A 24,890-nucleotide genomic window follows, 5' to 3' on the forward strand; every position below is an offset into this window, starting at 1 on the left:
ATAATATTTAACAGTGTGATAATTTGGTATAGTAAAGCATTTTTAGTAATTTTAGGAGGGTAACTATTGAACGTTAAAAAGGTAAGTCGATTTACAATATTTGTACTTATATTTTCACTTGTTTTTGGCATGTTGATTCCACAAAGATCCCAGGCTGCGACAGATTCATCAAAAATCATACAAGCAGCTTCCATTAAAAGTGGGGAAACGGTTGAAGGCACTTTTGACAAGCCTGAGACCCATTGGCTCCAGATCACCCCAACGAAAGATGATACTAATCAGTTTTCCCATGTTGAGTTCGATGTAGAATCGGACGATTATCTTAATATTTCAGTCTATCCTACTTTAGAAAAAGCAGAGAAAGATGAAACGTATGATAACTACCGGGCAACTAGTGGCCCTGAAGAAAAGGCCGTCATCGACTTCCCGTTCGGTTGGGAAGGAAGCTATTATGTGAAAATAGAGTATTTCGGTGAAGTGGATGAAGAGGGCCTATCATTACCGGAAGCGGAGAATAAGACGGCTTACAAAATACATGCACAATCCGTTAAATTGCCTCCTTCCGCAACATCGGACGAACTTGGAATGGATTCATGCCCAGTGGAATTAAGCGCTGTAGGAAAATCCACGGGTAAAAACCTATTGAGTGAAATTCGCAAGTTCAGAGATGGAGTTCTTTCCAAGTCAGAGGAAGGACGCGCCCTATCTTCCTTGTATTATAAGGCTGCACCATTCTTGGTCCTTGATATGGCCGGCAGCAAGAGCAAAAGAGACAATGTATACAACAATCTAGTAATCCTTCAACCTCTTATTGCGGACCTTAATGAAAATGGGGAAAGCAGTACGGCAGTCATTTCAAATAAACAGCAACAAGCGATTAAAGAATTGTTCGATGTGACGGTCGATGCCGTCCCAGCTTCACTGAAAAAAGAAATGAACGGCATTGCGGATAAGATCGGCATCAATAACCTTGCAGGCGAGCGCGTTGTCGATATCGCAAGCAAAGCGGGTTATAAGCTACCGGCTTCCAAAAGCATCACGAGCAAGTATATCGTCAAGATGAAACCGGGTAAAAAATTGACTTCGGTTAAAACCAAGGTACAAAGCTATGGAACGTTCTCGACCTTCAAAAAACAAGATGTCATCCTCGATGATACATATGTGGTGGAGTTAAAGGGAACGGGCAAGATGAGCGCAACGGCCCTTACACAGGTTGAAAACCTCTCGGATGTAGAGTATATCGAGCCGGTTAAAACGTATAAAGCCCTTTCGAATGATATTCAATCACCGTATCAATGGTCCTTGAACAATGAAGGGCGTGAAGTGAGTAAAAAAGGCGCTGACATTCATAATGACGAATTGCAGAAACTTATAAAAAGTCGCAATCTGAAAGAGATATTGGTTGCGGTAATCGATACAGGCGTCGATAATACGCTCGCGGATCTAAAAGACAAAGTCAATATGGGACAAGGCAAGAACTTCATCGATCAGAAAGTGGACGCAATCGATGATAATGGACATGGTACACATGTTTCAGGCATCATCGCAGCCCAGTCGAATAATGGATATTCCATGGAGGGAATCAATCCATTGGCCAAAATCCTTCCGGTCAAGGTCCTTGATTCTTCAGGAGCAGGGGACACGGAAAAAATTGCAGCGGGAATCATTTATGCGGCAGACAAGGGAGCAAAGGTCATTAACTTAAGTTTGGGCGGGTCTTATAGCCGGACCATCGAGTACGCCCTGAATTACGCAGCATCCAAAGGTGTCGTGATCGTGGCCGCAAGCGGGAATGAAGCCAGCATGCTTTCTTATCCGGCTTCTTCTAAATATGTAATATCCGTCGGGGCAACCAATGCCTATGATATCGTTTCGGATTATTCCAACTTTGGCCCGACACTTGATTTGGTGGCACCTGGAACAGGGATCCCAAGTCTTATGCCAAACGGAAATGTCACGTTAATGGATGGGACATCGATGGCAACACCACATGTCGCAGCAGTTGCCGCATTATTACTATCCGGTAATCCAGGATTGAAAATAAATGAAATACGCACCATCCTTCATGAAACATCCGATTACATTGCCTTCAAGGAAGAAGACAATGAAGGAATGGATCAGGATTATACAGATGAAGGAGAGCCGATAGCACCAGCCGTCGACAGGGATTATGTTTCAGGATTTGGAAGGCTGAATGGCTTTAGTGCACTTAGTAAAGTGGACCTGAAAGCTGCAGTGAACCCGATCCTTGATAATCAAACGAAGCTGACAGGAACGGCAAAAGCAGGTTCAAAAGTGGAAGTGAAAAACGGAAGCAAAACAATCGGAACAGCGGTGACTTCAGCCAAAGGCACGTTCAGTGTTGCAATTCCAGTTCAAAAGGCCGATCAACGCCTAAACGTCGTGATTTCGGATTCTTCTAAAGTCGCTGTCTCTTCAATCAAGCTGTTTGTCAAGAAGGGGGAAACTCCTAAAGCACCTACTGTGAAGGCAGTAAGTGACAAAGATACGTTTGTAACGGGAAAAGCAACGGCGGGAATCGCGATTTCCATCAAGAATAGCGCCAAAAAAGTAATCGGTAAAGTCAACGCAGACAGCAAAGGGAATTACAAAGTAAAAATCAGCAAACAAAAAGCAGGGACAAAACTTTCCATAACAGCTACTGACGCGGCGAAACGGGAAAGTAAAGCAGCGAAAGTGACTGTGTTGGACAAAACGGCACCAAGTGCACCAAAAGTCGACAAAGTAACGGACAAATCAAAAAAAGTAACCGGTAAAGCGGAAGCGGGATCGACGGTTACGGTCAAGTACAAAGATAAGAAGATCGGATCGGCCAAAGCTGATAAAAAAGGGAAATTCACCGTGAAAATCAGCAAGAAAAAAGCAGGTTCGACCTTGTCCGTCACAGCAAAAGATAAAGCGGGCAATACAGGCAAAGCTACGAAAGTGACTGTGAAGAAATATAAAAAGTAAAATGTTAACTGAAACGGCATGTCCCCTTGTTTGAAATAACTAACAAGGGACATGCCGTTTTTTTCTTGAACCTCTAATAGGATGACGACAAAAAAGCCTATCAAAATAGTTTTGATAGGCTTTCATTATGTACACGATAAACTAGAAATTAATAGAAAGAGAATCTTTCAATTCCTGTAACAGTTCAGGGTGCTTCGCAATCGAAATATAGGTTTTTTCCTGATCTTCCTTTGACTTGTTCGATAAGTCCGTCTTCACTAACATGACTTGCCCATCTTCAAAGAAAAATACACTAAATTTGTTGTTTTCGTCCTTGAATAATTCAAAAAAATATGTGGTTTCTTCTAAGGTGGCCATGGAGTAATCTAGTAGTTCCGCTGCGTCATTATTCTTTTTCACTTCAATCTTATCCATTTTGTCAATGAAGGTCCTGATATCTTTTTGTTCTGTCATGACTTTATGATAGTCTTCAGGATCAAGACTGGGATCATTCTGATTTGAAAGTAGTGCGGAAAGCTTTTTATAGCTTTCTTGATTCGGTATGTCTAGCTTGACGGATTTCGTATTCTCTTCGGTTTTTTCGTCAGGCTGTTTTTTTTCTTCCGTTTTGTTCTCTGTCGTATTTTCGGTTTGTTCTTTAGTTACGGTTTCCTCATTTTCTGAAGCACAGGCACTTAAGAATAGAGAAAGGCCGATACAAAAGAAAATCATTTTAAACAATCTCATGGTTTAATCCCCTCCGGCTTATCATTCTACCATATAAAGGGTTATATTACATATTTATCTTATCTAGTGTTTAGGGAAAATAAAAAGGTAAGTGGAGGCGATCGATTTCCACTTACCTTTTTTCGTTCATAATTGGGACAAAGCTTTTTTGGCCGTCTTCACGTCGTTTTGGAGAAGCTGGTTGAAATCATAAGCTGGATAGAGATCTCTTTCATATAGATAGTTGAAAATTCTTGCGTGATTATCGATGGCCCCATTTAATTGCTTTTTAAAGACCTTCCGTAGTGAAGGGGTGGCCGTTTCAGTTATGGCAGTCGCATAATTTTTGATGGAGGATTTGGCCAGCCCGAGTAAATCCCCGGCAGCCATTGCCGATGCATCATCTCTTATTTCATCCCCCTGCATTATTTCTCCCATACGATCGTCCTCTTCCCGATTGGCATCAGGCGTTAACGGATAAAACTGCAACAACTCCATGATGTTTTGCGTAAGCGAATGGATCATGTGTTTGTAGTGTGTTTTTAAAACCGGGTCTTTTATTTCTGGATAGGCTTTTTTTAATTTCATAAGGGCATTGGACTGTGAAGCTACCAATTCATGAAGCTCAAGTGTTTCATGCCAAGCAAGATGTGAATGTGTGGGTGTCATGTTAATACCTCCTGAACATATTGTCTCGATACAGTATTCAAGAGGTGGGCATTTCGGAAGTTATCCCATTATTGAGAATATATCATTGGTATTGCTCCAACCTTGCAAAGAATTTTTTAACAAACTCGTAAAATACCTTTTCTGATGGGGCAAGTTCTCGATTCCTTGGAGAGATGATACCGACTGTCCGTTTGACTGAAGGCGTTTCAATGGGAATTTTGACGGTCATCCTCGGAACGATTTCATAGAAGGTGCTATCAGGCAGGAGGCTGACCCCGATTCCAGCGGACACAAGCCCTTTTATGGAATCCATGTCTTCCCCTTCCGAAGCGATGTTCGGCGTGAAGCCGGCCTGCTTACAAGCCTCGATGGCAAGGGTGTTCAAGACGTAACCTTTGGGGAACAGCACAAAAGGATCATTCCGCAGGTCGCTTAGGCGCAGGCTCTTTCTTTCAGCCAGCGGATGGGTGATGGGAAGTAGGGCGGACACGTTTTCGGTGAATAAGATATGGCCGTCGATATCAGGATCTTTCGTAGGGACCGGCCCTAGGAAGGCCAAACCGATTTCACGGTTTTTCACGGCATCCATTAAGTAGGAGTAGGAACCTTGTTTCAAATGAAATGAGATGTTCGGCTGTTCATCTTTAAAAGCGGAAATGACAGTCGGCAACAAATAGGTGGAGAGGCTTGTCGGGAACCCGATTTTGATCATCCCATGTTCCGGATCCAGGAATTCCTCGATTTGATATTTGGCATATTCGATGGATTTTATCGCCGTTTTGGCATGAACTAAAAATATTTTTCCGATGGGCGTTAATTGGATGTTCCGGCCGATTTTTTCGAATAACGTGACGCCGAGTTCTTCTTCCAGTCTAGCAATCTGGCGGCTGATGGCCGATTGGGCAATATGTAGGTGTTCGGCGGCTTCAGAGACGTGTTCCCTCTCCGCAACCTCGACGAAATAACGCAATTGACGTAGTTCCATTTACTCATCTCCTTCCACCTATCTCAAAGTGAGATAGATTTTGGCTTAATTATATATTGTTTATATTGATTTGAAAACCTAGAATAATATGTAAGTGACATAACGGTGTAAGAAATAAGAGGGGGGAAAACGTATGACATACAATCAATTACCAAAAGCACAAGGTCTTTACCGTCCGGAATTTGAACATGATGCATGTGGGATCGGTTTATACGCTCATTTAAAGGGGCTAGCTACACATGATATCGTCAAGCAAGGACTGCAGATGCTGTGCCAATTAGACCACCGCGGTGGACAAGGGAGCGATCCTCTAACAGGGGATGGAGCAGGATTGATGGTGCAAATTCCTGATAAGTATTTCAAGCTGACTTGCCCGGAAATGAATTTGCCGGCAAAAGGACGCTATGGTGTGGGCATGCTCTTTTTTTCCAACGATGATGCTGAACGAAATGAGATTGAAGCGCGTCTGAATTCATTAATCGAACAAGAGGGTCAAACGCTTCTAGGCTGGAGAACGGTTCCTGTGGATGCAGGTAAATTAGGGGACGTCGGCAAAGAAACATGCCCGACGATCCGACAGGTGTTCATCGGGGCAAGTGATGACGTTACAGAAGACTTGGCTTTCGAACGCAAATTATTCATCATCAGGAAACAGGCTGAAAACTGGGCAAGGGAACGTGGAAACCGTTTTTATTTTGCGAGTCTTTCCAGCGCGACGATCGTTTACAAGGGATTGCTGACACCGGAACAAGTCGATGCATTTTATCTTGATTTGCAGCATGAAGATTTTTTGTCCGCTTTCGCTTTAGTGCATTCCCGCTTTAGTACCAACACCTTCCCTAGCTGGGAACGGGCCCATCCAAACCGCTACTTGATCCATAATGGGGAGATCAATACGCTTCGGGGCAATGTTAACTGGATGAAAGCGCGTGAACAGCAGTTCGTCTCGGAAGCTTTCGGTGATGATTTACAAAAGGTCCTTCCTATCTTGGATACGGATGGAAGCGACTCATCCATTTTGGATAACGCCCTTGAATTCTTCGTCCTGGCAGGCCGCAAGCCGGCGCATGCAGCGATGATGCTGATTCCTGAACCATGGACGGAAAATCCGCATATGACCAAGGAAAAGAAAGCCTTTTACGAATACCACAGCATGTTGATGGAGCCTTGGGATGGTCCGACGGCGATTTCGTTCACGAATGGGAAACAAATCGGGGCGATCCTAGACCGTAACGGATTAAGACCTGCCCGTTATTATGTGACCAAAGATGACTACATCATTTTCTCCTCTGAAGTCGGGGTAATCGAAGTCGAGCCGGAAAATGTATTATATAAAGAGCGTTTAAGCCCAGGCAGGATGCTTTTACTTGATTTAGAGGAAGGCCGCATCATCTCGGATGAAGAAATCAAATCCGAAATGGCGAACGAACAACCGTATCAAAAGTGGCTGGACGAACAGATTGTGCAGTTGACGGACGAAGTTCAGCCGGTCGATGAGGAACCTCTATCCGATTTGGTTTTCCGTCAGAAAGCGTTCGGCTATACGTATGAAGACGTACAAAAATACTTGTTGCCGGTCATTAAGGAAGGAAAAGACCCACTTGGCTCGATGGGGAACGATATTCCGTTGGCGGTATTGGCCGATGGTCCGCAATCGCTTTTCAATTACTTCAAGCAATCCTTTGCCCAGGTGACCAACCCACCAATCGATTCGCTTCGTGAACAAATCGTTACGTCAACGATGACGTTTCTAGGGGCAGAAGGCGACTTACTGAATCCGAATGAAAAGAATAGCCATCGCATTCAATTGGATACACCGATATTGACGCCAGGCCATATGAATCAGCTTAAAGAAAATAACTACCCGGAATTCAAAAGTAGGGTCATCGAGACTTTATTTTCTGAAGATTTGGAACTTGAATTAAATCGAATATGCCGGGAAGCGGAACAAGCGATAACGGAAGGCGTCAGCCTCCTGATTTTATCCGATAAGAACATGAGCGAAGACCGTGCTGCGATTCCTCCATTATTGGCGGCCAGTGCCCTTCACCAAGAGCTTATTCGTCATGGGAACCGGACGAAGGTCAGCATCATCGTCGAAACCGGAGAGGCAAGGGAGGTCCATCACTTTGCGGCTTTGATTGGATATGGGGTGGATGCCATTTATCCGTATCTTGCTTTTGAAACGTATAAGCAGGCAGTCGCAGACGGCAGTTTAACGATCAGTTACGAGAAAACGGTCAGCAAATATGTGAAAGCCGTGACGGAAGGCATCGTCAAGATCATGTCGAAGATGGGAATTTCCACGGTCCAAAGTTACCGTGGTGCCCAAATTTTCGAAGCGGTCGGAATTAGTGCGAATGTGATTGAACGCTATTTCAGCGGTACGGCTTCACAGCTTAGCGGGATCGAGTTAGAGACCATTGCAGAAGAAGCATTGATCCGTCACCAACGGGCTGTCGTCGATCTTTCCAACCAGACGCTTGAAGCGGGCAGTGATTTTCAATATCGGGCAAATGGTCAGCATCATGCGTTCAACCCGAAAACGATTCATACGTTGCAATGGGCGTGCCGAAAAGGTGATTACAGCCTATTTAAGCAATATTCCCAGTTGGCGAATGAAGAGAGACTTGGATTCTTGCGGAATTTATTCTCATTCCATCAAAAGAACCAAAGTATCTCCATAGATGAAGTGGAATCCGTGGAATCCATCGTGCGCCGCTTCAAAACAGGGGCCATGTCATTTGGGTCGTTAAGTCAGGAAGCCCATGAAACCTTGGCGATTGCGATGAACCGTTTAGGCGGAAAAAGTAATAGTGGAGAAGGCGGGGAACATCCGAATCGGTATGAAATCGATGAAAACGGTGATAGCCGCCGCAGTGGAATCAAGCAGATTGCATCCGGTCGTTTTGGTGTGAAAAGCCATTATCTCGTGAATGCCGATGAGCTTCAAATTAAGATGGCACAAGGAGCGAAACCGGGTGAAGGCGGGCAATTGCCTGGGAATAAGGTATACCCTTGGGTGGCGGAAGTTCGTGGATCCACGCCAGGTGTCGGCCTGATTTCACCACCGCCCCATCATGATATTTATTCGATTGAAGATTTGGCGCAATTGATCCATGACTTGAAAAATGCCAATCGCGAGGCAAGGATCAGCGTCAAGCTGGTATCGAAAGCGGGAGTCGGTACGATTGCTGCGGGTGTCGCCAAAGGGGCAGCCGATGTGATCGTCATCAGCGGGTATGACGGTGGAACGGGTGCCTCGCCTAAAACGAGCATCAAGCATACTGGTCTTCCGTGGGAGCTAGGCCTTGCCGAAGCCCATCAGACCTTGATGCTGAACGGTCTACGTAGTCGAGTCGTCCTTGAAACGGACGGAAAGCTGATGACTGGCCGTGACGTGGTCATGGCGGCGATCCTTGGTGCCGAAGAGTTCGGTTTCGCAACCGCTCCACTAGTCGTACTTGGTTGTGTGATGATGCGCGCGTGCCACTTGGATACATGTCCAGTAGGTGTAGCTACACAAAACCCTGAGCTACGGAGCAAATTTGCCGGAGATCCGGATCATGTCGTGAATTTCATGCGTTTCATTGCAGAGGAAGTTCGTGAAACGATGGCTGAATTAGGGTTCAAAACGGTTGACGAAATGGTTGGCCGTACGGATGTTCTACAGGTGAGCGAGCGGGCCAAGGCTCATTGGAAAACGAAACACCTGGACTTATCGACCCTTCTTTTCCAACCGGAAGGAATCCGTACGTTCCAGCATCCGCAAAATCATAAAATTGAAGAATCCTTGGATGTCAGGGAAATCCTCCCTGCTGTACAGCCTGCCCTTGAGGACCAAACTCAAGTGGACGCAAGTTTCCCAATCACAAACGTGAATCGCGTGGTTGGAACGATCGTCGGTAGTGAAGTTTCCAAACGATATGGTGAGGAAGGACTGCCGGAAGATACGATCACCCTTCGCTTCACGGGATCAGCCGGTCAAAGCTTCGGTGCCTTCATACCGAAGGGGATGTCGATGTATTTGACAGGTGATGTCAATGACTATATCGGTAAAGGATTATCCGGAGGGAAATTGGTCGTCACATCTCCACCTGGAAATCAGATGGAAGCGGGCGATAATGTGATTGCCGGGAATATTGCCCTATATGGTGCCACAAGCGGGGAAGCATACATCAACGGACGTGCCGGTGAGCGTTTTGCGGTCCGGAATAGCGGTGTACATGTCGTCGTCGAGGGAATTGGCGACCATGGTTGCGAGTATATGACAGGCGGTCGTGTCGTGATTCTGGGGGATGTCGGGAAAAACTTTGCAGCCGGTATGTCAGGCGGTATTGCCTATGTACTTGCAGACGAAGTGGAAGCATTCAAAGCCTTGTGTAACCCAGAAATGATCGAATTCGAAACGCTTGACGACATAAAAGATATTAATGAAGTAAAAGAATTGATTTCGAACCACCTGCATTATACAGAGAGTGCGAAAGCCTCCTATGTGCTGGAGAACTGGAACGATCTTGTGAAAAGGTTCGTTAAAGTCATTCCGAAGGATTACAAGCGGATGATGAATAGCATCGAGGAACATAAGCAAGCTGGTCTAACGAAAGAAGAAGCCTTCATGAGTGCGTTTCAGGCCAATGCGATCCAAGGTAAAAAATCCACCAAACAAGCTGTGATGCTGTAAGGAAGGGGAGAGTCAAATGGGAAAAGCAACAGGATTTATGGAATATCCGCGTGAAAAGCCAAGTGAACGGAATCCTCTAACAAGGTTAAGGGACTGGAGAGAATACTCCACTTCTTTCTCGGACGAAAAACTAAGCAGGCAGGGAGCACGGTGCATGGACTGTGCCACCCCTTTCTGTCATGTGGGCATGGAATTGAACCGGGTCACAACGGGTTGTCCGATTAACAATCTGATTCCGGAGTGGAATGATTTAGTGTACCGTGGCAGATGGAAGGAAGCGTTGGAGCGTTTAATGAAGACGAATAACTTCCCTGAGTTCACGGGCCGTGTCTGCCCGGCTCCTTGCGAAGGGTCGTGTACGGTAGCGATTAACGACCCGGCCGTTGCCATCAAAAGCATCGAACGCTCCATCATTGACAAGGGCTTCGAAAATGGCTGGATCACACCGCGCATTCCACAACAGCGGACCGGGAAGAAAATTGCCATCATCGGTTCCGGTCCTGCCGGATTGGCAAGTGCCGATCAGTTAAACCAAGCAGGCCATTCGGTAACGGTGTATGAGCGTTCTGACCGTGCCGGCGGTTTATTGACATATGGAATCCCGAACATGAAGCTGGAGAAAGATGTCGTCGCACGCCGGATCACTTTATTGAATCAAGAAGGCATCGATTTCGTCCTGAATACGGAAGTCGGGAAGGACATCACAAAAGAGGAACTGCAAAACCAATACGATGCCGTCATCCTCTGCACAGGTGCCCAGAAGCAACGCGAACTGGATATCGAAGGCCGTGAAGCAAAAGGCATTCACCTAGCGATGGATTACTTAACAACGGCGACGAAAAGCTTATTGGACTCCAACTTCGAAGATGGCAAGTTTTTAAATACGAAGGGCAAGGATGTCATCGTCATCGGTGGCGGCGATACAGGCGCCGATTGCGTTGCGACGGCCCTTCGCCAAGGATGTAACAGTGTCGTGCAATTCGGGAAACACCCAATCCTGCCGACTGCTCGTACGTCGGATAACATGTGGCCAGCCTATCCAAACGTATTTTCACTTGAGTATGCGTACGAAGAAGCGGAAGCGAAATTTGGCTCCGATCCACGTCAATACTCGATAAAAACGAAAAAGATCGTGGCTGATGAACAAGGCAACGTAAAGGAACTGCATACGATCCAAATGGAAAAAATTAAAGGGGAAGATGGCATCTATCTCTTTAAAGAAATTCCGGGCACGGAGAAAGTATGGCCGGCCCAATTCGTCTTCATTGCCATCGGATTCGAAGGAACAGAGCAACCGCTCCTCACTCAATTCGGAGTGGATACGGTCAATCAAAAGATCGATGCCGCCTATGGTGACTATAGAACGAATGTCGAAGGCGTTTTTGCTGCCGGAGATTCGAGAAGAGGGCAAAGCCTGATCGTCTGGGCCATCAATGAAGGCCGTGAAGTAGCGAGGGAAGTGAACAGCTACTTGATGGGTGCCACGGTATTGGCGTAAGAAGTGCGGTTTCTAGCACTTCTTTTAGACTGTAGCCACACTTGATGAAAAATGTGTTTGTTTATATGTGGTTTGTACAATCTGGACGTTGATTTCCACTTCAGGCACTCGCTTTCCGCGGGCGGTCGGGGAGCCTCCTCGGCTTCGCCTGCGGTGTCTCTCCTAGACGCGCATTTCCCGCAGGAGTCTCGTACCTTCCGTTCCAATCCACTTTGCATGATCATTCTATATATCCGAAGCGTAAAGAAACGATTGAGTATGTTTCACGGGCAAAAGAGTATGGATTGGATTACTTTAAGGAACTTTTAAATAAACAGGCGATGTTCTTTTGTCGATAAACTGTAAGAAGTGCTGTTTCTAGCACTTCTTTTTTTTAGGTTTTTTTCTTTAATCTTAATGTACGTACAGGTTTTATAAGGTCATTTAGTCTACTCATCTATAAGGCTGTTAACTATTTTTCGCTTAACTATATAGTAAAATTACAAAATGAACCTAAAATATGGTGATTTTTAAAAAAGTTGTAACGAAACATGTAACCGAGGTATTAATACTAGGAAAGGCAAGAGAGAGAGGGCGTTATGAAGAAGCTTGAAGAAGAATACGAAGAAATCCAACCAAAAATTTATGCGTTTTTCTATGCCAAGACAGGAAATCAGGCAACTGCTCAAGATCTTTGCCACGACACCTTTTATGAGGCGTGTAAAAACATCGCATCATATAATGGCGATTCCACCTTATCAACTTGGATATTTTCGATTGCAAATAATCTATTGAAAAAGTATTACCGCAAAAACAAATATCAGCTTGACTTAATGAAAAAACTTTCCATGGTGCCCGAAACCGAAATCCATTCATTAGAAGAGCTAGCAGAAATTAAGGAGGATACGAAAAATCTTTTGTATCATATTTCAAAGTTGGAGGATTCAGCGAGAGAGATTGTACTACTGCGTATATACGGAGAGCTGAGTTTTGCAGATATTGGCGCATTAATCGGTAAATCTGAAAATTATGCGCGAGTATCCTTTCACCGTCTGAAATTGAGGATTCAAAAAACAATGGAGGAGACTTTATGAACACAAGATGTTCGGTGACACAAGATTTACTACCTTTATACGAAGAGGAATTATTACAACTGAAAACTCAACGGTTTGTTGAGGAGCATTTGCAAAGTTGCCAAGAATGTCGGCAGATAGCAGAACAATCACAGATTCCATTGCCCGCGGAAGTAATACCCGGCGGTGCTTCTAAAAAAATGATGCGGAATATAACCTTGAAATTGACGACAATACAGATTTTCTTTGTAGCCATTGCCTTTATATTGGCAATGAGTACGACCATTATGAATGACAATAGTGGCTTTATTCTGACCTACGCCATTTTAGGTGCGGTCACGTATCTGTTTTACCGATCAGTCCTCATTGCCATCCTGCTTGCGGGTATACCGAATTTTATATGGAATTGCCTGTTATATATGACGGATTGGTTCGGCGAGTTTTATGCTCAAAGTTTTTCGGAAGCTCTTCTGATAGCACTGACTTCCTTAATTGTCCACCTGCTGTTAACTTTTGTCGGAATCATCATCGGCTTTTGCATTCTTAAAATAAGAGAGGAGCGTTAATTATGAAAAAGAAAATGATATACAGCGTGATTGCCATTTCATTAATTGCCGCCATAGTGTTCGCTTATATGCAAATGAGCGGAAATAAAACTGGTAAATACAAAGCAAAGGAGAGTCTGGAAGAGTTTTTAGAACAAACTTATCCCGACATGGACTACGAAATCAAGCGGTCGGTAGGGTATGGATGGACCGATGAAACGTATGAGTTTAATGTAGTGGTAAAGGATTCGGCAGCAGTTGAAACCACCTATCGCTTCTATGTCTCCGGTATCGAACCGTATGAAGTTTATAGTGATACAATCCATGAATCCAAGATAGAGAAAGATGCATCCAAAAAGCTAAATGCGGAGGCAGAACAGTATATTCTAGCGCTCCTCCAGGAAAAAATCCCGCAAGTCGATTCTGTGGATACGGATGTGGAAGTATACAACAAAGTTGCCGAGGAATGGACACCACAGATGAAAACGCCAAAGCCGATTCACATTATGCTGGAAATTGAAAAAGGCGATTTAACAAAAGAACAGATGGTGCAGCAGTGCAAGATTATACAGGAGTTATTGAATGACGAATCGATCGATTATTATACTACCGAGGTGGGATATCGAAGTATGGTGAACGGAGAAGAAAATTATGAGTACGTCAGTTTTACTCCAGGCAAGGAATTGACAATAAATGATTTGAATTAAAAACGAATAAGCCTTTCACTTAAATAATTTCTATGGACCGCATCGTTTGTTAGCCGTAACTGCCAAGTTCGGTGTAGATTGATAAGTCAGGTGTGTCTAGAGCTAGTCGTTTTTTAGAAAAGGGGAATGCTGTATGATGACCTATCCTTTACAAGAATCCGATTATCCAGTAATCGAGGCTGCAAGGGAAAAGATCAAAGCGCTGTACGAGGAAGATAAGCACCATGTAGGGGCAGCGTTGAAGACAAAGTCGGGTAAAATTGTAGCTGCGGTACATATGGAAGCATATGTCGGCCGTATCACGGTGTGTGCTGAAGCCGTTGCGATTGGAAAGGCGATATCGGAAGGGGAAAAAGAGTTTGATACGATCGTGGCTGTGAAGCATCCCTATTCCGATGAAATCAATAGAGAGTTAAAGGTGGTCAGTCCTTGTGGGATGTGCCGGGAACTGATCTCGGATTATGCAGAGGATTGTTTTGTGATCATAGAGGTGGATGGGGAAACGGTTAAAACGAAAATCAGCGAATTGATCCCTCTGAAATATACAAGGGGTTCGTAAAACAAGAGGCACATTCAAAAGGCAATCCTTCATACCGAAGGGTTGCCTTTATTCCTTTATTTGATCCGAGAAATGAAGTCATCCAATTTATCCAATGTGGTGATATTCTGGTTGCATTTCATACTATCGTTACAAATATAGTTCCCTTTTTTAATGAATGTGCCCTGAACGGTCCCTTTTGTTTCAGACATGAACATCCCGACTTCCTCAAAACGGCTGCATATCGCGCAGATTCCTTTTTTATGGGAAGGTTTGAATGTCCCATGCAGTCCAACCAGCTTATTATGCCGGGGGGCGATGATGAATTTCTTTCCTGAGCCAGTATCGTCCCATCCCAAGTAAGAAATCCCTCTTAAATCGATGGTTTCCATTTTGGGGGCCTTTAATTTCTTCGCCTTAGGAAATAACTTCTTGACCGTTTGTTCCGTTACTTCTTTAAAAGGGATGACATAGGGTTTGAGTTCCAAGAGAAAGGCTTCAGCATGGGCAGGATCCTTGATGGTGTCGATGGGGTCCAAAAGTTGCTTGTGCTTGTCGTCCAGTTCATTGAATAATTTCAGCACTCTTTCTTTTGCAACGGACTTGACTGTATGAACGACATCTTTATCGTTGGCCGTTGCGTGTCCATTTATCAGTATCTGCGTTTGTAATTTGATGAAGTTATATTGTTCACTTTTGATAAAGGGTTCCATTTCCCCACTCCTGTTCATGTTCCTGTTGCTTTCATTTTACAGAATCGGCTTTTTGAATGAAAGGTGGAAAATGTTTAGGAAACAAATTTGGCATAGAAATAGCACTGATCTCTTTCATCAGTGCTGCGAGACAAGCTCTATTTGGAATAAATGATTTTTTTAATGGTTTCCGTTGAGAGAAAATGTTCTTCTGCTAATTGATGGATAGCGGTCCCGGTTTTAAAGGCATATTTAATCGAGGCATTTCGCTCATCGATCAATTTCCGGGATCCAGAACGTGTTCCCCATTATGCGTTTGATCAGGTTTGGGAATATAGATGGTTTCCCCTTGCACATACTTTTGAATTTCCTGAATCAATGCCTCGGGTAAAACGGCTGTTGCTTTTACATACGTCATTTCTGCCAGCTCCTTATTTTTTGTTGCGAATGAAATAAGGGGCAAAGCCTGTTTAGATAGAAATGATAAAAGATGGGCGATGTTCGTTTATTTTATTTCCACCCCATGCAAAGTATCGCCTCCACTATCAGGCTTTGCATGAGACGCTGCAGAAGGTGGCAAAACACGTTTCATTGCCATCATTACACCTCCTTATCGAATTCCCTTTATTATAAAATATCTCAAGCACATTGCAAGGAAATTCCATTTTCATCCTTGCGTTATGCTGATTGTTTGCTGTTGCGCACCGTTCATGAAATAATTGGATGAGAAAACCAATTATCCAGTATGGGGGCTGATTTTATATGAAAGTATTCGTAGTTGGAGCAAATGGGCAGATCGGGAAAAAGGTAGTTACGTTATTGAAAGAAAGTGAACATAGTGTACGGGCCATGATTCGAAAAGAGGAACAGAAGAAATCATTTGAAGAAATCGGAGTCGAATCAGTAATCGTCAGCTTGACGGGAACGGTGGAAGAGATTTCAGAAGCGGCGAAAGGGTGCGACGCCATCGTGTTTGCAGCAGGTTCCGGGGGCAACACAGGGGCTGATCAAACCTTATTGGTAGATCTTGACGGCGCAGTCAAGACAATCGAAGCGGCCGAAAATTTACAGGTGAAGCGGTTTATCATGGTCAGCGCTTTTCAGGCAAACAACCGGGAAAACTGGAGCGAAGCCATTAAACCGTATTATGTGGCCAAGCACTATGCCGATCGAGCACTGTTGCATAGTGATTTAACGTATACAATCATCCGGCCGGGCGGTCTCGTGAACGAACCGGGAACAGGCCAGGTGACGGCTGCCGAGAAACTGGAAAGGGGCACGATCCCGCGGGAGGATGTGGCCAAGACAATTGTGGCTGCCTTAACCGAGGAACATACCTATAACCGTTCCTTTGATTTGATTGCAGGGGAAACTCCAATTGCTGAAGCGTTGAATTCCATATAAGATAGGAAGAACGAATGAGCAGGGCCATCCCAAATGGATGGCCCTGCTTTTGCGTTTATCAGGCCAGCTCTGGTTAACCAAACAAAAACATTATCGGCTACTGAAATAACGTTATTTTAGGCTACAGAGTTCTTTTTCTTTGTGTCGAAAGACCTACTATCATGCATGAAACTATTTTTATTTAGATAATAAGAAACACTAAAATGATTTTTCGGAATAATTACTAAAATAGTTTTTGACAAACGTACCACTGCATTTTATAGTTAGGAGTGTTGTGTTGTGGGTTTGTACGAATCGTGTACTTTGAATCGCAGGCACTTCTCTTATCTAATGATTAGGAGAATTAGAACATTGGAGGTTTCGTAATGTCACAGAAAGCACCACTTTCTTTTACATTGGTTACAGGTTTAATGCTATTTGCTTTGTTTTTTGGGGCAGGTAATTTGATTTTTCCTGCCATGCTTGGTCAATCCTCTGGGACCAACTTATGGTCGGCTAACCTTGGATTCATCCTTACCGGAGTTGGATTGCCTTTTATCGGAATCCTGGCATTTGGTATTTCAGGTAAAAATGATGTGCAGTCACTGGTAAGCCGGGCGCATCCTATGTTCGGTTTGATTTTCACAATCGTTCTTTATCTATCACTTGGACCATTATTCGCTCTTCCGCGAACTGGAAGCGTATCTTATGAAATAGGAATTAAGCCATTCCTTCCAGATGGAGTCGGTTTTTTACCTTTGTTGGTCTTCACCATCATCTACTTTGGCGTTGCTTGTCTCTTATCTATTAATCCCTCAAAAGTTTTGGATATTGTCGGAAAAATATTAACTCCATTATTATTAATTTTCATTGCCATCCTGATCATTGTGGCGATCATAAACCCAATGGGGAACATTCAAGCTCCTATAGCAGACTATTCTGGCAATTCATTCTTTAAAGGATTCAAAGAGGGCTATTTAACAATGGATACCCTGGCATCCTTTGCTTTTGGTATCATTGTGATCAACACCATCAAGGATAGGGGCATCACTTCCAAGAAGGAAATTCTGAAGTTCTGTACTAAAGCCGGTTTGATTGCCGCCTTCCTGTTAATGATCGTTTATACGTCATTAACATATGTAGGGGCAACTAGTGTGGAATTGCTTGGCCAGTTAGGGAATGGCGGAGACGTTCTTGCCCAAGTATCGAACCACTTTTTCGGTTCTGGAGGTGCCGTGTTATTAGGCCTGATTGTGATTGCCGCTTGTTTAACGACGAGCATCGGCCTGATTACGGCATGTTCTACTTACTTTAACAAGTTGTGGCCATCTGTATCCTATAAAATTTATGTGGTCATTTTTTCTGCATTCAGTGCAGCGGTGGCCAATGTCGGCCTAAGCAACTTAATCGAGTATACGGTGCCGGTATTGACGGCGCTCTATCCAGTTGCCATCGTCATCATCGCGTTGACATTTTTACATCCCCTTTTCAAAGGGAGATCGGAAGTGTATTTGGGAAGTCTTTTCCTTACCTTGATTTTCGGGATTTATGATGGACTCATTGCTTTCGGGATACCAAAGAACCCGGTTACTGAATTTTTGACTGACTACCTGCCATTATTCAGTGTAGGGGTAGGTTGGGTCATTCCTGCCATCGTTGGTGGGATAATCGGCTATATCGTAAGCCTGATAAAAGGGCAACCGGTAACGAATTAGAATGTAAGGCTAGAAATGATACGATTATGAATGAAAGGAGCTGTCTTTTTTGACGGCTCCTTTTTGATTAAATGCAGATGTTTGTCTTTACTGGAAAAGAACTTTAGAATGAGGAAAAAGGAGTGGAGTGAGATCGTGATGAATACGTTGCCAGAAAAAATAGCGAATATTTTACATATGAATAAGAAAAAACCTGTTCAATTTCAGGAGCTGATTTCCAAAGGTGGATATTTGCCACCCGAGATGGATTTGATGGTCGATGCGATTTCAGCGTTGAGCATGGGGAAAAACATTTTGTTAAAAGGTCCCACAGGGGCAGGGAAGACGAAGTTTGCGGAGACGTTATCCCATTTATTCAACCAGCCGATGTTCAGCGTCAACTGTTCGGTCGATTTGGATGCTGAGAGCTTGTTGGGCTTCAAGACTTTATCCTATAACGAGGGCAAACAGGAGATTGAATTCGTTCCGGGACCCGTGACAAATGCGATGAATCACGGAACTTTCCTCTATATTGATGAAATCAACATGGCGAAGCCTGAAACGTTGCCGTTGATCAATGGGGTGCTTGATTATAGAAGGACGATCACGAATCCATTTACGAATGAAATCGTCACGGCAAAAGAGGACTTCAATGTGATTGCGGCCATCAATGAAGGCTATGTCGGTACAGTGCCGTTGAATGAAGCGCTGAAAAACCGGTTCATCGTGATTGAGGTTCCCTATATTGAAGGAGAGCAGCTTAAGCAATTGATCGAAACCAATACGAAACTGAAGGATGCACGGACCATTGAGCTGTTCGTCAAGCTATCGGGTGATTTGATTCATGCCGTGAATCAAGGGAAAGTGGCTGAGGATGCAGCATCGATACGGGCACTGCTTGATGCGTGTGATCTAAGTGTACTGATCCCACCTAAGCGGGCGATTCTTCGTTCAATCGTGGATAAGCTTGATGAGGAACGGGAACGGGAATTTGTGAAGAACTTGGCCGACACATTATTCTAACTAGGAGAATGCCGCATGAAGTATATTCGATTCAACGATTCAATTATTGATACGGCGCTTTTTTTGCAGCTTCAGGATTTATCGACGGTTTTATCCGGTATTCCTGAACTGGAATTTGAATACAACTATGGATCTTTCCTTGATTCTGTAAACAGTAAAGTCACGGCGAGCCATTTTTGGGAAAACGGCAACCAAGAGGTAAAGGCTGCAGGATTGAAGACGGATGTACTTCTCAGGACGATTGGGACCCTTCATCATTCAAGCGTGAAGGATTTACAGTCCTATCGGGAAGTCATCGAGGAAAGCGGGCTTCCAAAGTTTTCGGCAGAGCTGTTTACCCTATTCGAAGATGTACGACTTGAGGAATTGATCAAAAAAGAGCGCCCGGGAACAAAGAAGTGGTTTTCTATACGCGAGGCGTATCTTACGCAATACTTTGAAACGCAATCGGCTGCGAACGTAACGAGGAGCTTTGCACTTGATGAGCTGTTCTGCCTGATTTATTTACTGCTTCATTCCAATCGTCCGGATCCGATTTTTCCACGAGCCAACGAACGCCAGGTGGAGGCATTGGAAAAAATCAAACCGTTGATTTATATGGTGTTTGAAGCAAGGAAAACGAGTGATATCACAAGAATTTGCGAACAAATCGTCTTCCGTTTGAATGAAGAGTATCAAGATAGCATGAATGAGTATTTCATCTTCCCGGTCGCGAATGTGGAACAGTATACGGCCAACACGCTTTTCGATGAACTGACGCGAAACGACGAGTTAGCGAATGATGACACAGAAGATGTGGATGAAGAGAATAGCGAGTTCATCGATGAAAAGTTCTCGACATGGCACCGGGAGAATAAGAATGGCGAAAATCCTTCCACCTTCCTTCAGTTTGAACTGGAGCAGGGGACGAAAACGAGCATGCTAGGCGGCGGTGCACGGGAAGCGGAAGATGCTGACCAGGCGTTGGCCTCGATTCAAGGCTCTTCCGGTGAAAGTAAAGAAAAGGACTACAAGCAACAGGAGACACTCGAGAAAAAGCAAACGAAACCCGGGAAAAGCGGTGATTATCCGTTTGGCGAGGATAATAAAGATGCCGTCATGATAACCAAAGAGGCGAGGGCGTCAACGATCGATGAGGAAAAACGGTATCGAGAGTTCGTGGCTGACATCGAACCTTTCAAGCGGAAGCTTTCCAGCACCATCGAAAAGACGCTTGAAAATAAGAAGAATGCACCAAGAAGAGATTTGGCGTTCGGAAGGTTATCCAAGAAGTTGCTGCCGCTCGTGCTGGATGAAAACCCGCGGGTCTTTTATAAAAAGAACCAGGAGTCCAAGGAAATCGATGCCGTGTTCACACTTCTTGTCGATTGCTCGGCCTCGATGCACAATAAAATGGATGAAACGAAGCGTGGCATTGTCCTCTTTCATGAAGTGCTGAAGAAATTGAAAATCCCCCATTCAATCGTCGGATTTTGGGAAGACGCCAATGATGTGAAAGAAGGGTACCAACCGAACTATTTTCACGTGATTCACTCCCATTCCGATTCTCTTTACCAGAATGCCGGCGCGAAGATCATGCAGCTTGAACCTGAGGAAGATAATCGGGACGGTTACAGCATCCGCGTCGCCACTAAGGAATTGGAAAGAAGGCGGGAGAAGAATCGCTTTCTGCTCGTCTTCTCCGATGGCGAACCGGCTGCTGCACATTACGACCAGAATGGGATCGTCGATACGCATCTTGCCGTATCCGAAGCGCGTAAAAAGGGAATCGATGTCATTGGCATGTTTCTAGCGGATGGAAGCATCGAGGAAAGCGAAGAACTGACGATGAAAAACATCTATGGCAAAGAAAGGCTGATGGTTCCCACTGTATCTGAATTGCCAGAGCACTTTACCCCGCTGTTGAAGAAACTGTTATTAAAGACAATATGACGCCTGGAATTTTTGAGCACGCTTCTGTCTATTCATCATATTCTAGACTGTAACCTAGATGAGGAGTGACAGAGATGTACTACACAAGACAGAACTTTGGCGGATATGGAAACTTCGGGGGATTCCCGGGAGTTGGAGGATATGGTGTTCCAGGAGGATTTGGTCAACCAGTTGGGTATCCGATGTTTGGTGGCATGGGTGGTCATCCGGGAATGGGCTTTCCAGGAGGATTTCCGATGCACCACGGTTATGGCGGACAGAATAGCTTTCCCATGCAGATGCCAGGTGGCATGGGCGGACATGGAGGAGCCTTCCATCCATACCCGATGCATGGCGGCATGGGCCAAGGCGGCGGATATCAGCAATATTGAAACAGGAAAAAGAGCTAGTGGAGGTCCTTGTATGACCTCTTCTAGCTCTTTTTTGGCTCTTTGATCAATGCTGTTTGTTCGGCAACCTTTTCTCTGGGTGGCCATTCCCTTGACGGCGTTTATTATCCGCTTCTTTTTTTTGCTGTTCCTTGATCTTCTCAACAAATTCCTCAGAACGTTCCATGCATAAAACCTCCTCCGTTATATTCTTTTTTACTATAACCAGAACGACTATGATTCATGAGGAAATTGAGCCGGAATTTACCCTGTGTGGCGATAACATCCATAACTTAACAAATTATCCTGTATCCTTTTCCGAACCTGGAGCGTCATTTATATAGAAGGGAAAGGGGATGAACATGAAAAAGAGAAATAGGACGCTCAGGGTCATACGGTCAATCCTATTATTTGTTGTGGCCATATCCTTGGCTTGGGTCGCTTTCCATACGGTCATGAAGGCCTATGAGCAGAAGAAACACCCGGCATGGGGGCAAATGGTGGAAGTGGATGGAAAGGAGATGCATGTGTATACCAAAGGAGAGGGGGAGCATACGATTGTTCTATTAAGCGGTTTAGGAACGGCGGCGCCTGTCTTGGATTACGAACCATTGATTGACGAGATGGCAAAGGATAATAAAATCGTCGTAGTGGAGCCATTTGGCTATGGTTGGAGTGAGCTGACAGATAAGGAGAGGACCGTGGAAAATGTCGTGGAGGAAATACGAACGGCCCTGAAAAAATCAAAGATAGAAGGTCCATACATATTGATGCCCCACTCCCTATCCGGAATCTATAGCATGTACTATGCCCATGAATATCCAAACGAGATCAAGGCCATTATCGGAGTGGATTTCACGTTACCGAAGGCATTGGAGTATTTTGAGGAGCCTGCTCCTAGCATGCCTGCCTATCTGAAGTATGTTGCACCCACTGGATTGGCACGAATAGCCTCTTACGTGAGCGCGGAAAATGTCCTGCCGATTGCGGATGAGGGTATATATTCAGAAGAAAATCTAGACATGACCAAAACGATTGCGGCTTGGAAAGTGTACAACCGAAATATTGTCGATGAAGCAAATGCGATAGAGGAGAATGTGAACAAGACGAAGGAGATGTCCTTCCCTTCAAACATGCCGCTCCTGATCTTTGCTGCCAAAAGAGATAAGGTAACCGAAGATGGTAAAACGAACGAGACGTTTTATCGATCACAATTGGGGGAGAACCCATTAAATGAACTCGTGGTCTTAGAAGGCCATCATTATCTTCATTGGACACGCTATAAGGAAATGGGTGAACACGTTCGTCATTTCACGGCACAATTAGAAAACCGGTAAAGGGGAGCTGTCGGTAAACACCTTGAAGGAACATGGAGAAGGATTTATGAAAAAGCCACCTATTCTGTATAAGTGGCTTCCTGATCATTATATGGCATAACCCGTTATTTTTCTAAACTCCACAATCCATACGGGTTGTAAAAAGGATGGTCTTCCTCGTACCTGAAGTCTTGACGGCTAGTCAATGTAAAGGTGGGGGCATCCGATTTTATCCGGAAATCCTGGCCATTTGTGAAGGTAGGTCTTTCCCCAAGGTTATAAAAGTTGAAGGTGCTCAGTAACGTCACCGCATCTTTTGGGCTCATCGTGTTTGGCGTGACGACATCGGGAAGGCCGAATGCCTTCATTCCGAACGAACCATAGTGGTCTTCCTCACCAATGATGGTGACAAAGTGGGCATAAACCGGGATGATATCCGGGTTCTTCTGTAAAGTTTGCCAGGCTTCCTTCGTATGAGCCATGCCCGCCGTTTCGATTTTCACAGCCATGCCACCCGCTTTAAGCAAGGCAGACCCAGCATCTATCAGGTTTATGACGGCCTCGAAGTCAGATACTTCGGCAATGATATAGACCGTGAAGGTATGATGATCGATTTCGGTCAACAGACTTTCAGGAAATGCCCCTTTACTGGCATAAGAGAAAGCCTCTTTCAAATGTGGTTCATAATCATACACTTCAACATGAAACGATATGCCTTTTTCTTGGTTATGCAATACTTGTCCAGCCAACTGGTGTCCATCGCTTTGCGTAGCCACCGCCTGAATCAATTCCGTGCGGTTCTTCCACACTCCAGGTATTCCGATAATAATTTCCGTCATGACGCACCTCGACTTTCTTTTTTTTACTATACTACGTCTTCTGCCGGTTTGTCTTATTGTATAATAGTGGAAAAGGGGCGATTCTTTTGAAAAACTATACCTCGATTTGTTTGCTCTTATTCAGTTCCAGCATTTTTTTGGGGTTAGCGTTAAGGAGTATTTCGGAATACCCCATGCTTATTGGCGTGAGTATAGGGATGGTCTTCCTGATTCTGGCCATGATTACTGTAGGGATAAGAAACAGAAGGCAGACCTGATACTTTTTTTAGTGGAAAATTCATAGTGTGTAGGACTTTTTCAAATTAATGCAATTGATGTATAATATAAGCGAGTGACGGTATGTGATATTTTTACTAGAATATAATTTGTAGATTTACTCGTGAATCTATGGAAAAATGGTAATGGAATTTACCATATCAATCGATTTTTGTTTATCCAATGATGAAAGAGAGTGGAATATAATGGGTCGTAAGTGGAATAATATCAAGGAAAAAAAAGCGTCCAAAGATGCGAATACTAGCCGTATTTATGCAAAATTCGGACGTGAAATCTATGTGGTAGCCAAACAAGGTGAACCTGATCCGGAATCGAATCAGGCTTTACGTGTCGTATTGGAACGTGCGAAAACGTACAATGTACCAAGAGCGATCATTGACCGTGCAATCGAGAAGGCAAAAGGCGGTTCTGAAGAGAACTATGATGAACTTCGCTATGAAGGCTTCGGACCTAATGGATCAATGGTGATTGTGGACGCGCTGACAAACAACGTTAACCGTACAGCTTCTGATGTACGTGCCGCTTTCGGTAAAAATGGAGGAAACATGGGGGTCAGCGGATCTGTTGCCTATATGTTCGATGCCACGGCCGTTTTCGGGATAGAAGGAAAGAATTCCGAAGAAGTACTAGAATTATTGATGGAAGCGGACGTTGATGTTCGTGATATCATCGATGAAGAAGATTCGGTTATCGTGTATGCGGAACCTGATCAATTCCATGCTGTACAACGAGCATTCAAAGATGTAGGCATCACGGATTTCACGGTTGCCGAGCTTACCATGCTTGCACAAAATGACCTAACACTTCCTGCTGATGCACAAGAGCAATTCGAAAAAATGATTGATGCATTAGAGGACTTAGAAGACGTTCAACAAGTTTACCACAATGTGGATCTTGGTTGATCATATAGAAAAGCGGGCCTGTGAGATATAATCACAGGCCTTAAACTGTAGGCACACTCGATTAAAATCGAGTGTGCCTACAGTTTTTTTTGTTTCAAAATGGAAAGAC

At 44.3% G+C, this 24,890-nt stretch carries 20 protein-coding genes and 1 pseudogene; 14 read left to right on the forward strand and 7 right to left on the reverse strand.

The window, feature by feature from the left end; all coding sequences use genetic code 11:
• The first annotated feature begins 66 nt into the window (after nucleotides 1–66).
• A complete protein-coding gene (locus tag ACIQXQ_RS10265) occupies nucleotides 67–2,973 on the forward strand; it encodes a S8 family peptidase (protein ID WP_402957052.1) in 2,907 nt (968 codons plus the stop codon).
• Nucleotides 2,974–3,114: 141 nt separating this feature from the next.
• On the opposite strand, the gene ACIQXQ_RS10270 is transcribed toward ACIQXQ_RS10265, so the two are convergent.
• The 3 genes from ACIQXQ_RS10270 to gltC all read right to left on the reverse strand — a co-directional run bounded on the left by ACIQXQ_RS10270 (nucleotide 3,115) and on the right by gltC (nucleotide 5,332).
• Nucleotides 3,115–3,699, reverse strand: a complete 585-nt coding sequence (locus tag ACIQXQ_RS10270; RefSeq protein WP_402957055.1) for a hypothetical protein — start codon at nucleotides 3,697–3,699, stop codon at nucleotides 3,115–3,117.
• A gap of 126 nt (nucleotides 3,700–3,825) precedes the next feature.
• Complete coding sequence (locus ACIQXQ_RS10275; protein ID WP_402957057.1) at nucleotides 3,826–4,347, reverse strand: spore coat protein; 522 nt, start codon at nucleotides 4,345–4,347, stop codon at nucleotides 3,826–3,828.
• An 82-nt stretch (nucleotides 4,348–4,429) separates the two neighbouring features.
• Nucleotides 4,430–5,332, reverse strand: coding sequence for a glutamate biosynthesis transcriptional regulator GltC (gltC, locus tag ACIQXQ_RS10280; protein ID WP_402957059.1), 903 nt, complete (start codon nucleotides 5,330–5,332; stop codon nucleotides 4,430–4,432).
• 133 nt (nucleotides 5,333–5,465) lie between these two features.
• On the opposite strand from gltC, the gene gltB reads away from it, so the two are divergent.
• From gltB to ACIQXQ_RS10310, 6 genes are all read left to right on the forward strand, one after another.
• The gene (gene gltB, locus ACIQXQ_RS10285; RefSeq protein WP_402957061.1) at nucleotides 5,466–10,016 is read left to right on the forward strand and encodes a glutamate synthase large subunit; all 4,551 of its coding nucleotides are present in this window, start codon (nucleotides 5,466–5,468) and stop codon (nucleotides 10,014–10,016) included.
• Between the two features lie 16 nt (nucleotides 10,017–10,032).
• A complete protein-coding gene (gene gltD / locus ACIQXQ_RS10290; protein ID WP_402957063.1) occupies nucleotides 10,033–11,514 on the forward strand; it encodes a glutamate synthase small subunit in 1,482 nt (493 codons plus the stop codon).
• A 578-nt stretch (nucleotides 11,515–12,092) separates the two neighbouring features.
• Complete coding sequence (locus tag ACIQXQ_RS10295) at nucleotides 12,093–12,587, forward strand: RNA polymerase sigma factor (protein WP_402957065.1); 495 nt, start codon at nucleotides 12,093–12,095, stop codon at nucleotides 12,585–12,587.
• Nucleotides 12,584–13,132 (forward strand): zf-HC2 domain-containing protein, encoded by a 549-nt coding sequence (locus ACIQXQ_RS10300; RefSeq protein WP_402957070.1) that lies wholly within the window; start codon nucleotides 12,584–12,586, stop codon nucleotides 13,130–13,132. The genes ACIQXQ_RS10295 and ACIQXQ_RS10300 overlap by 4 nt, the downstream gene beginning before the upstream one ends.
• Nucleotides 13,133–13,134: 2 nt before the next feature.
• The gene (locus ACIQXQ_RS10305; protein WP_402957074.1) at nucleotides 13,135–13,818 is read left to right on the forward strand and encodes a YfjL-like protein; all 684 of its coding nucleotides are present in this window, start codon (nucleotides 13,135–13,137) and stop codon (nucleotides 13,816–13,818) included.
• Nucleotides 13,819–13,951: 133 nt separating this feature from the next.
• Nucleotides 13,952–14,377, forward strand: coding sequence for a cytidine deaminase (locus ACIQXQ_RS10310; protein ID WP_402875060.1), 426 nt, complete (start codon nucleotides 13,952–13,954; stop codon nucleotides 14,375–14,377).
• A 56-nt stretch (nucleotides 14,378–14,433) separates the two neighbouring features.
• Here the strand turns inward: ACIQXQ_RS10310 and ACIQXQ_RS10315 are convergent, their stop codons facing one another.
• Nucleotides 14,434–15,069 (reverse strand): FusB/FusC family EF-G-binding protein, encoded by a 636-nt coding sequence (locus tag ACIQXQ_RS10315; protein ID WP_402957079.1) that lies wholly within the window; start codon nucleotides 15,067–15,069, stop codon nucleotides 14,434–14,436.
• A gap of 137 nt (nucleotides 15,070–15,206) precedes the next feature.
• Nucleotides 15,207–15,466, reverse strand: a pseudogene (locus tag ACIQXQ_RS10320) (CD3324 family protein).
• Between the two features lie 344 nt (nucleotides 15,467–15,810).
• On the opposite strand from ACIQXQ_RS10320, the gene ACIQXQ_RS10325 reads away from it, so the two are divergent.
• The 5 genes from ACIQXQ_RS10325 (at nucleotide 15,811) to ACIQXQ_RS10345 (ending at nucleotide 21,451) form a co-directional block, all read left to right on the forward strand.
• On the forward strand, nucleotides 15,811–16,452 hold the full coding sequence (locus tag ACIQXQ_RS10325) for an SDR family oxidoreductase (protein WP_402957083.1): 642 nt from the start codon (nucleotides 15,811–15,813) through the stop codon (nucleotides 16,450–16,452).
• A 365-nt stretch (nucleotides 16,453–16,817) separates the two neighbouring features.
• Nucleotides 16,818–18,146 (forward strand): branched-chain amino acid transport system II carrier protein, encoded by a 1,329-nt coding sequence (gene brnQ / locus ACIQXQ_RS10330; RefSeq protein ID WP_402957109.1) that lies wholly within the window; start codon nucleotides 16,818–16,820, stop codon nucleotides 18,144–18,146.
• A 138-nt stretch (nucleotides 18,147–18,284) separates the two neighbouring features.
• A complete protein-coding gene (locus tag ACIQXQ_RS10335) occupies nucleotides 18,285–19,148 on the forward strand; it encodes an ATP-binding protein (RefSeq protein ID WP_402957122.1) in 864 nt (287 codons plus the stop codon).
• Between the two features lie 15 nt (nucleotides 19,149–19,163).
• A complete protein-coding gene (locus ACIQXQ_RS10340) occupies nucleotides 19,164–21,080 on the forward strand; it encodes a vWA domain-containing protein (protein ID WP_402957124.1) in 1,917 nt (638 codons plus the stop codon).
• A 74-nt stretch (nucleotides 21,081–21,154) separates the two neighbouring features.
• The gene (locus tag ACIQXQ_RS10345) at nucleotides 21,155–21,451 is read left to right on the forward strand and encodes a spore coat protein (protein WP_402957133.1); all 297 of its coding nucleotides are present in this window, start codon (nucleotides 21,155–21,157) and stop codon (nucleotides 21,449–21,451) included.
• 64 nt (nucleotides 21,452–21,515) lie between these two features.
• Here the strand turns inward: ACIQXQ_RS10345 and ACIQXQ_RS10350 are convergent, their stop codons facing one another.
• Nucleotides 21,516–21,635, reverse strand: a complete 120-nt coding sequence (locus ACIQXQ_RS10350; RefSeq protein ID WP_402875037.1) for a DUF4023 domain-containing protein — start codon at nucleotides 21,633–21,635, stop codon at nucleotides 21,516–21,518.
• A gap of 175 nt (nucleotides 21,636–21,810) precedes the next feature.
• Between ACIQXQ_RS10350 and ACIQXQ_RS10355 the strand changes: the two genes are divergently transcribed.
• On the forward strand, nucleotides 21,811–22,785 hold the full coding sequence (locus ACIQXQ_RS10355) for an alpha/beta fold hydrolase (RefSeq protein ID WP_402957137.1): 975 nt from the start codon (nucleotides 21,811–21,813) through the stop codon (nucleotides 22,783–22,785).
• Between the two features lie 104 nt (nucleotides 22,786–22,889).
• Here the strand turns inward: ACIQXQ_RS10355 and ACIQXQ_RS10360 are convergent, their stop codons facing one another.
• Nucleotides 22,890–23,603 carry an endopeptidase gene (locus ACIQXQ_RS10360; protein ID WP_402957141.1) on the reverse strand — a complete coding sequence of 238 codons (714 nt, stop codon included), beginning with the start codon at nucleotides 23,601–23,603 and terminating at the stop codon, nucleotides 22,890–22,892.
• Between the two features lie 461 nt (nucleotides 23,604–24,064).
• Between ACIQXQ_RS10360 and ACIQXQ_RS10365 the strand changes: the two genes are divergently transcribed.
• Entirely contained in the window at nucleotides 24,065–24,781 is a 717-nt protein-coding gene (locus tag ACIQXQ_RS10365; RefSeq protein ID WP_402957663.1) for a YebC/PmpR family DNA-binding transcriptional regulator, read from the forward strand.
• The last annotated feature ends 109 nt before the right edge of the window (nucleotides 24,782–24,890 follow it).

Origin of the sequence: Peribacillus sp. NPDC097198, assembly GCF_044762055.1 — a bacterium.
Lineage (GTDB): Bacteria > Bacillota > Bacilli > Bacillales > DSM-1321 > Peribacillus.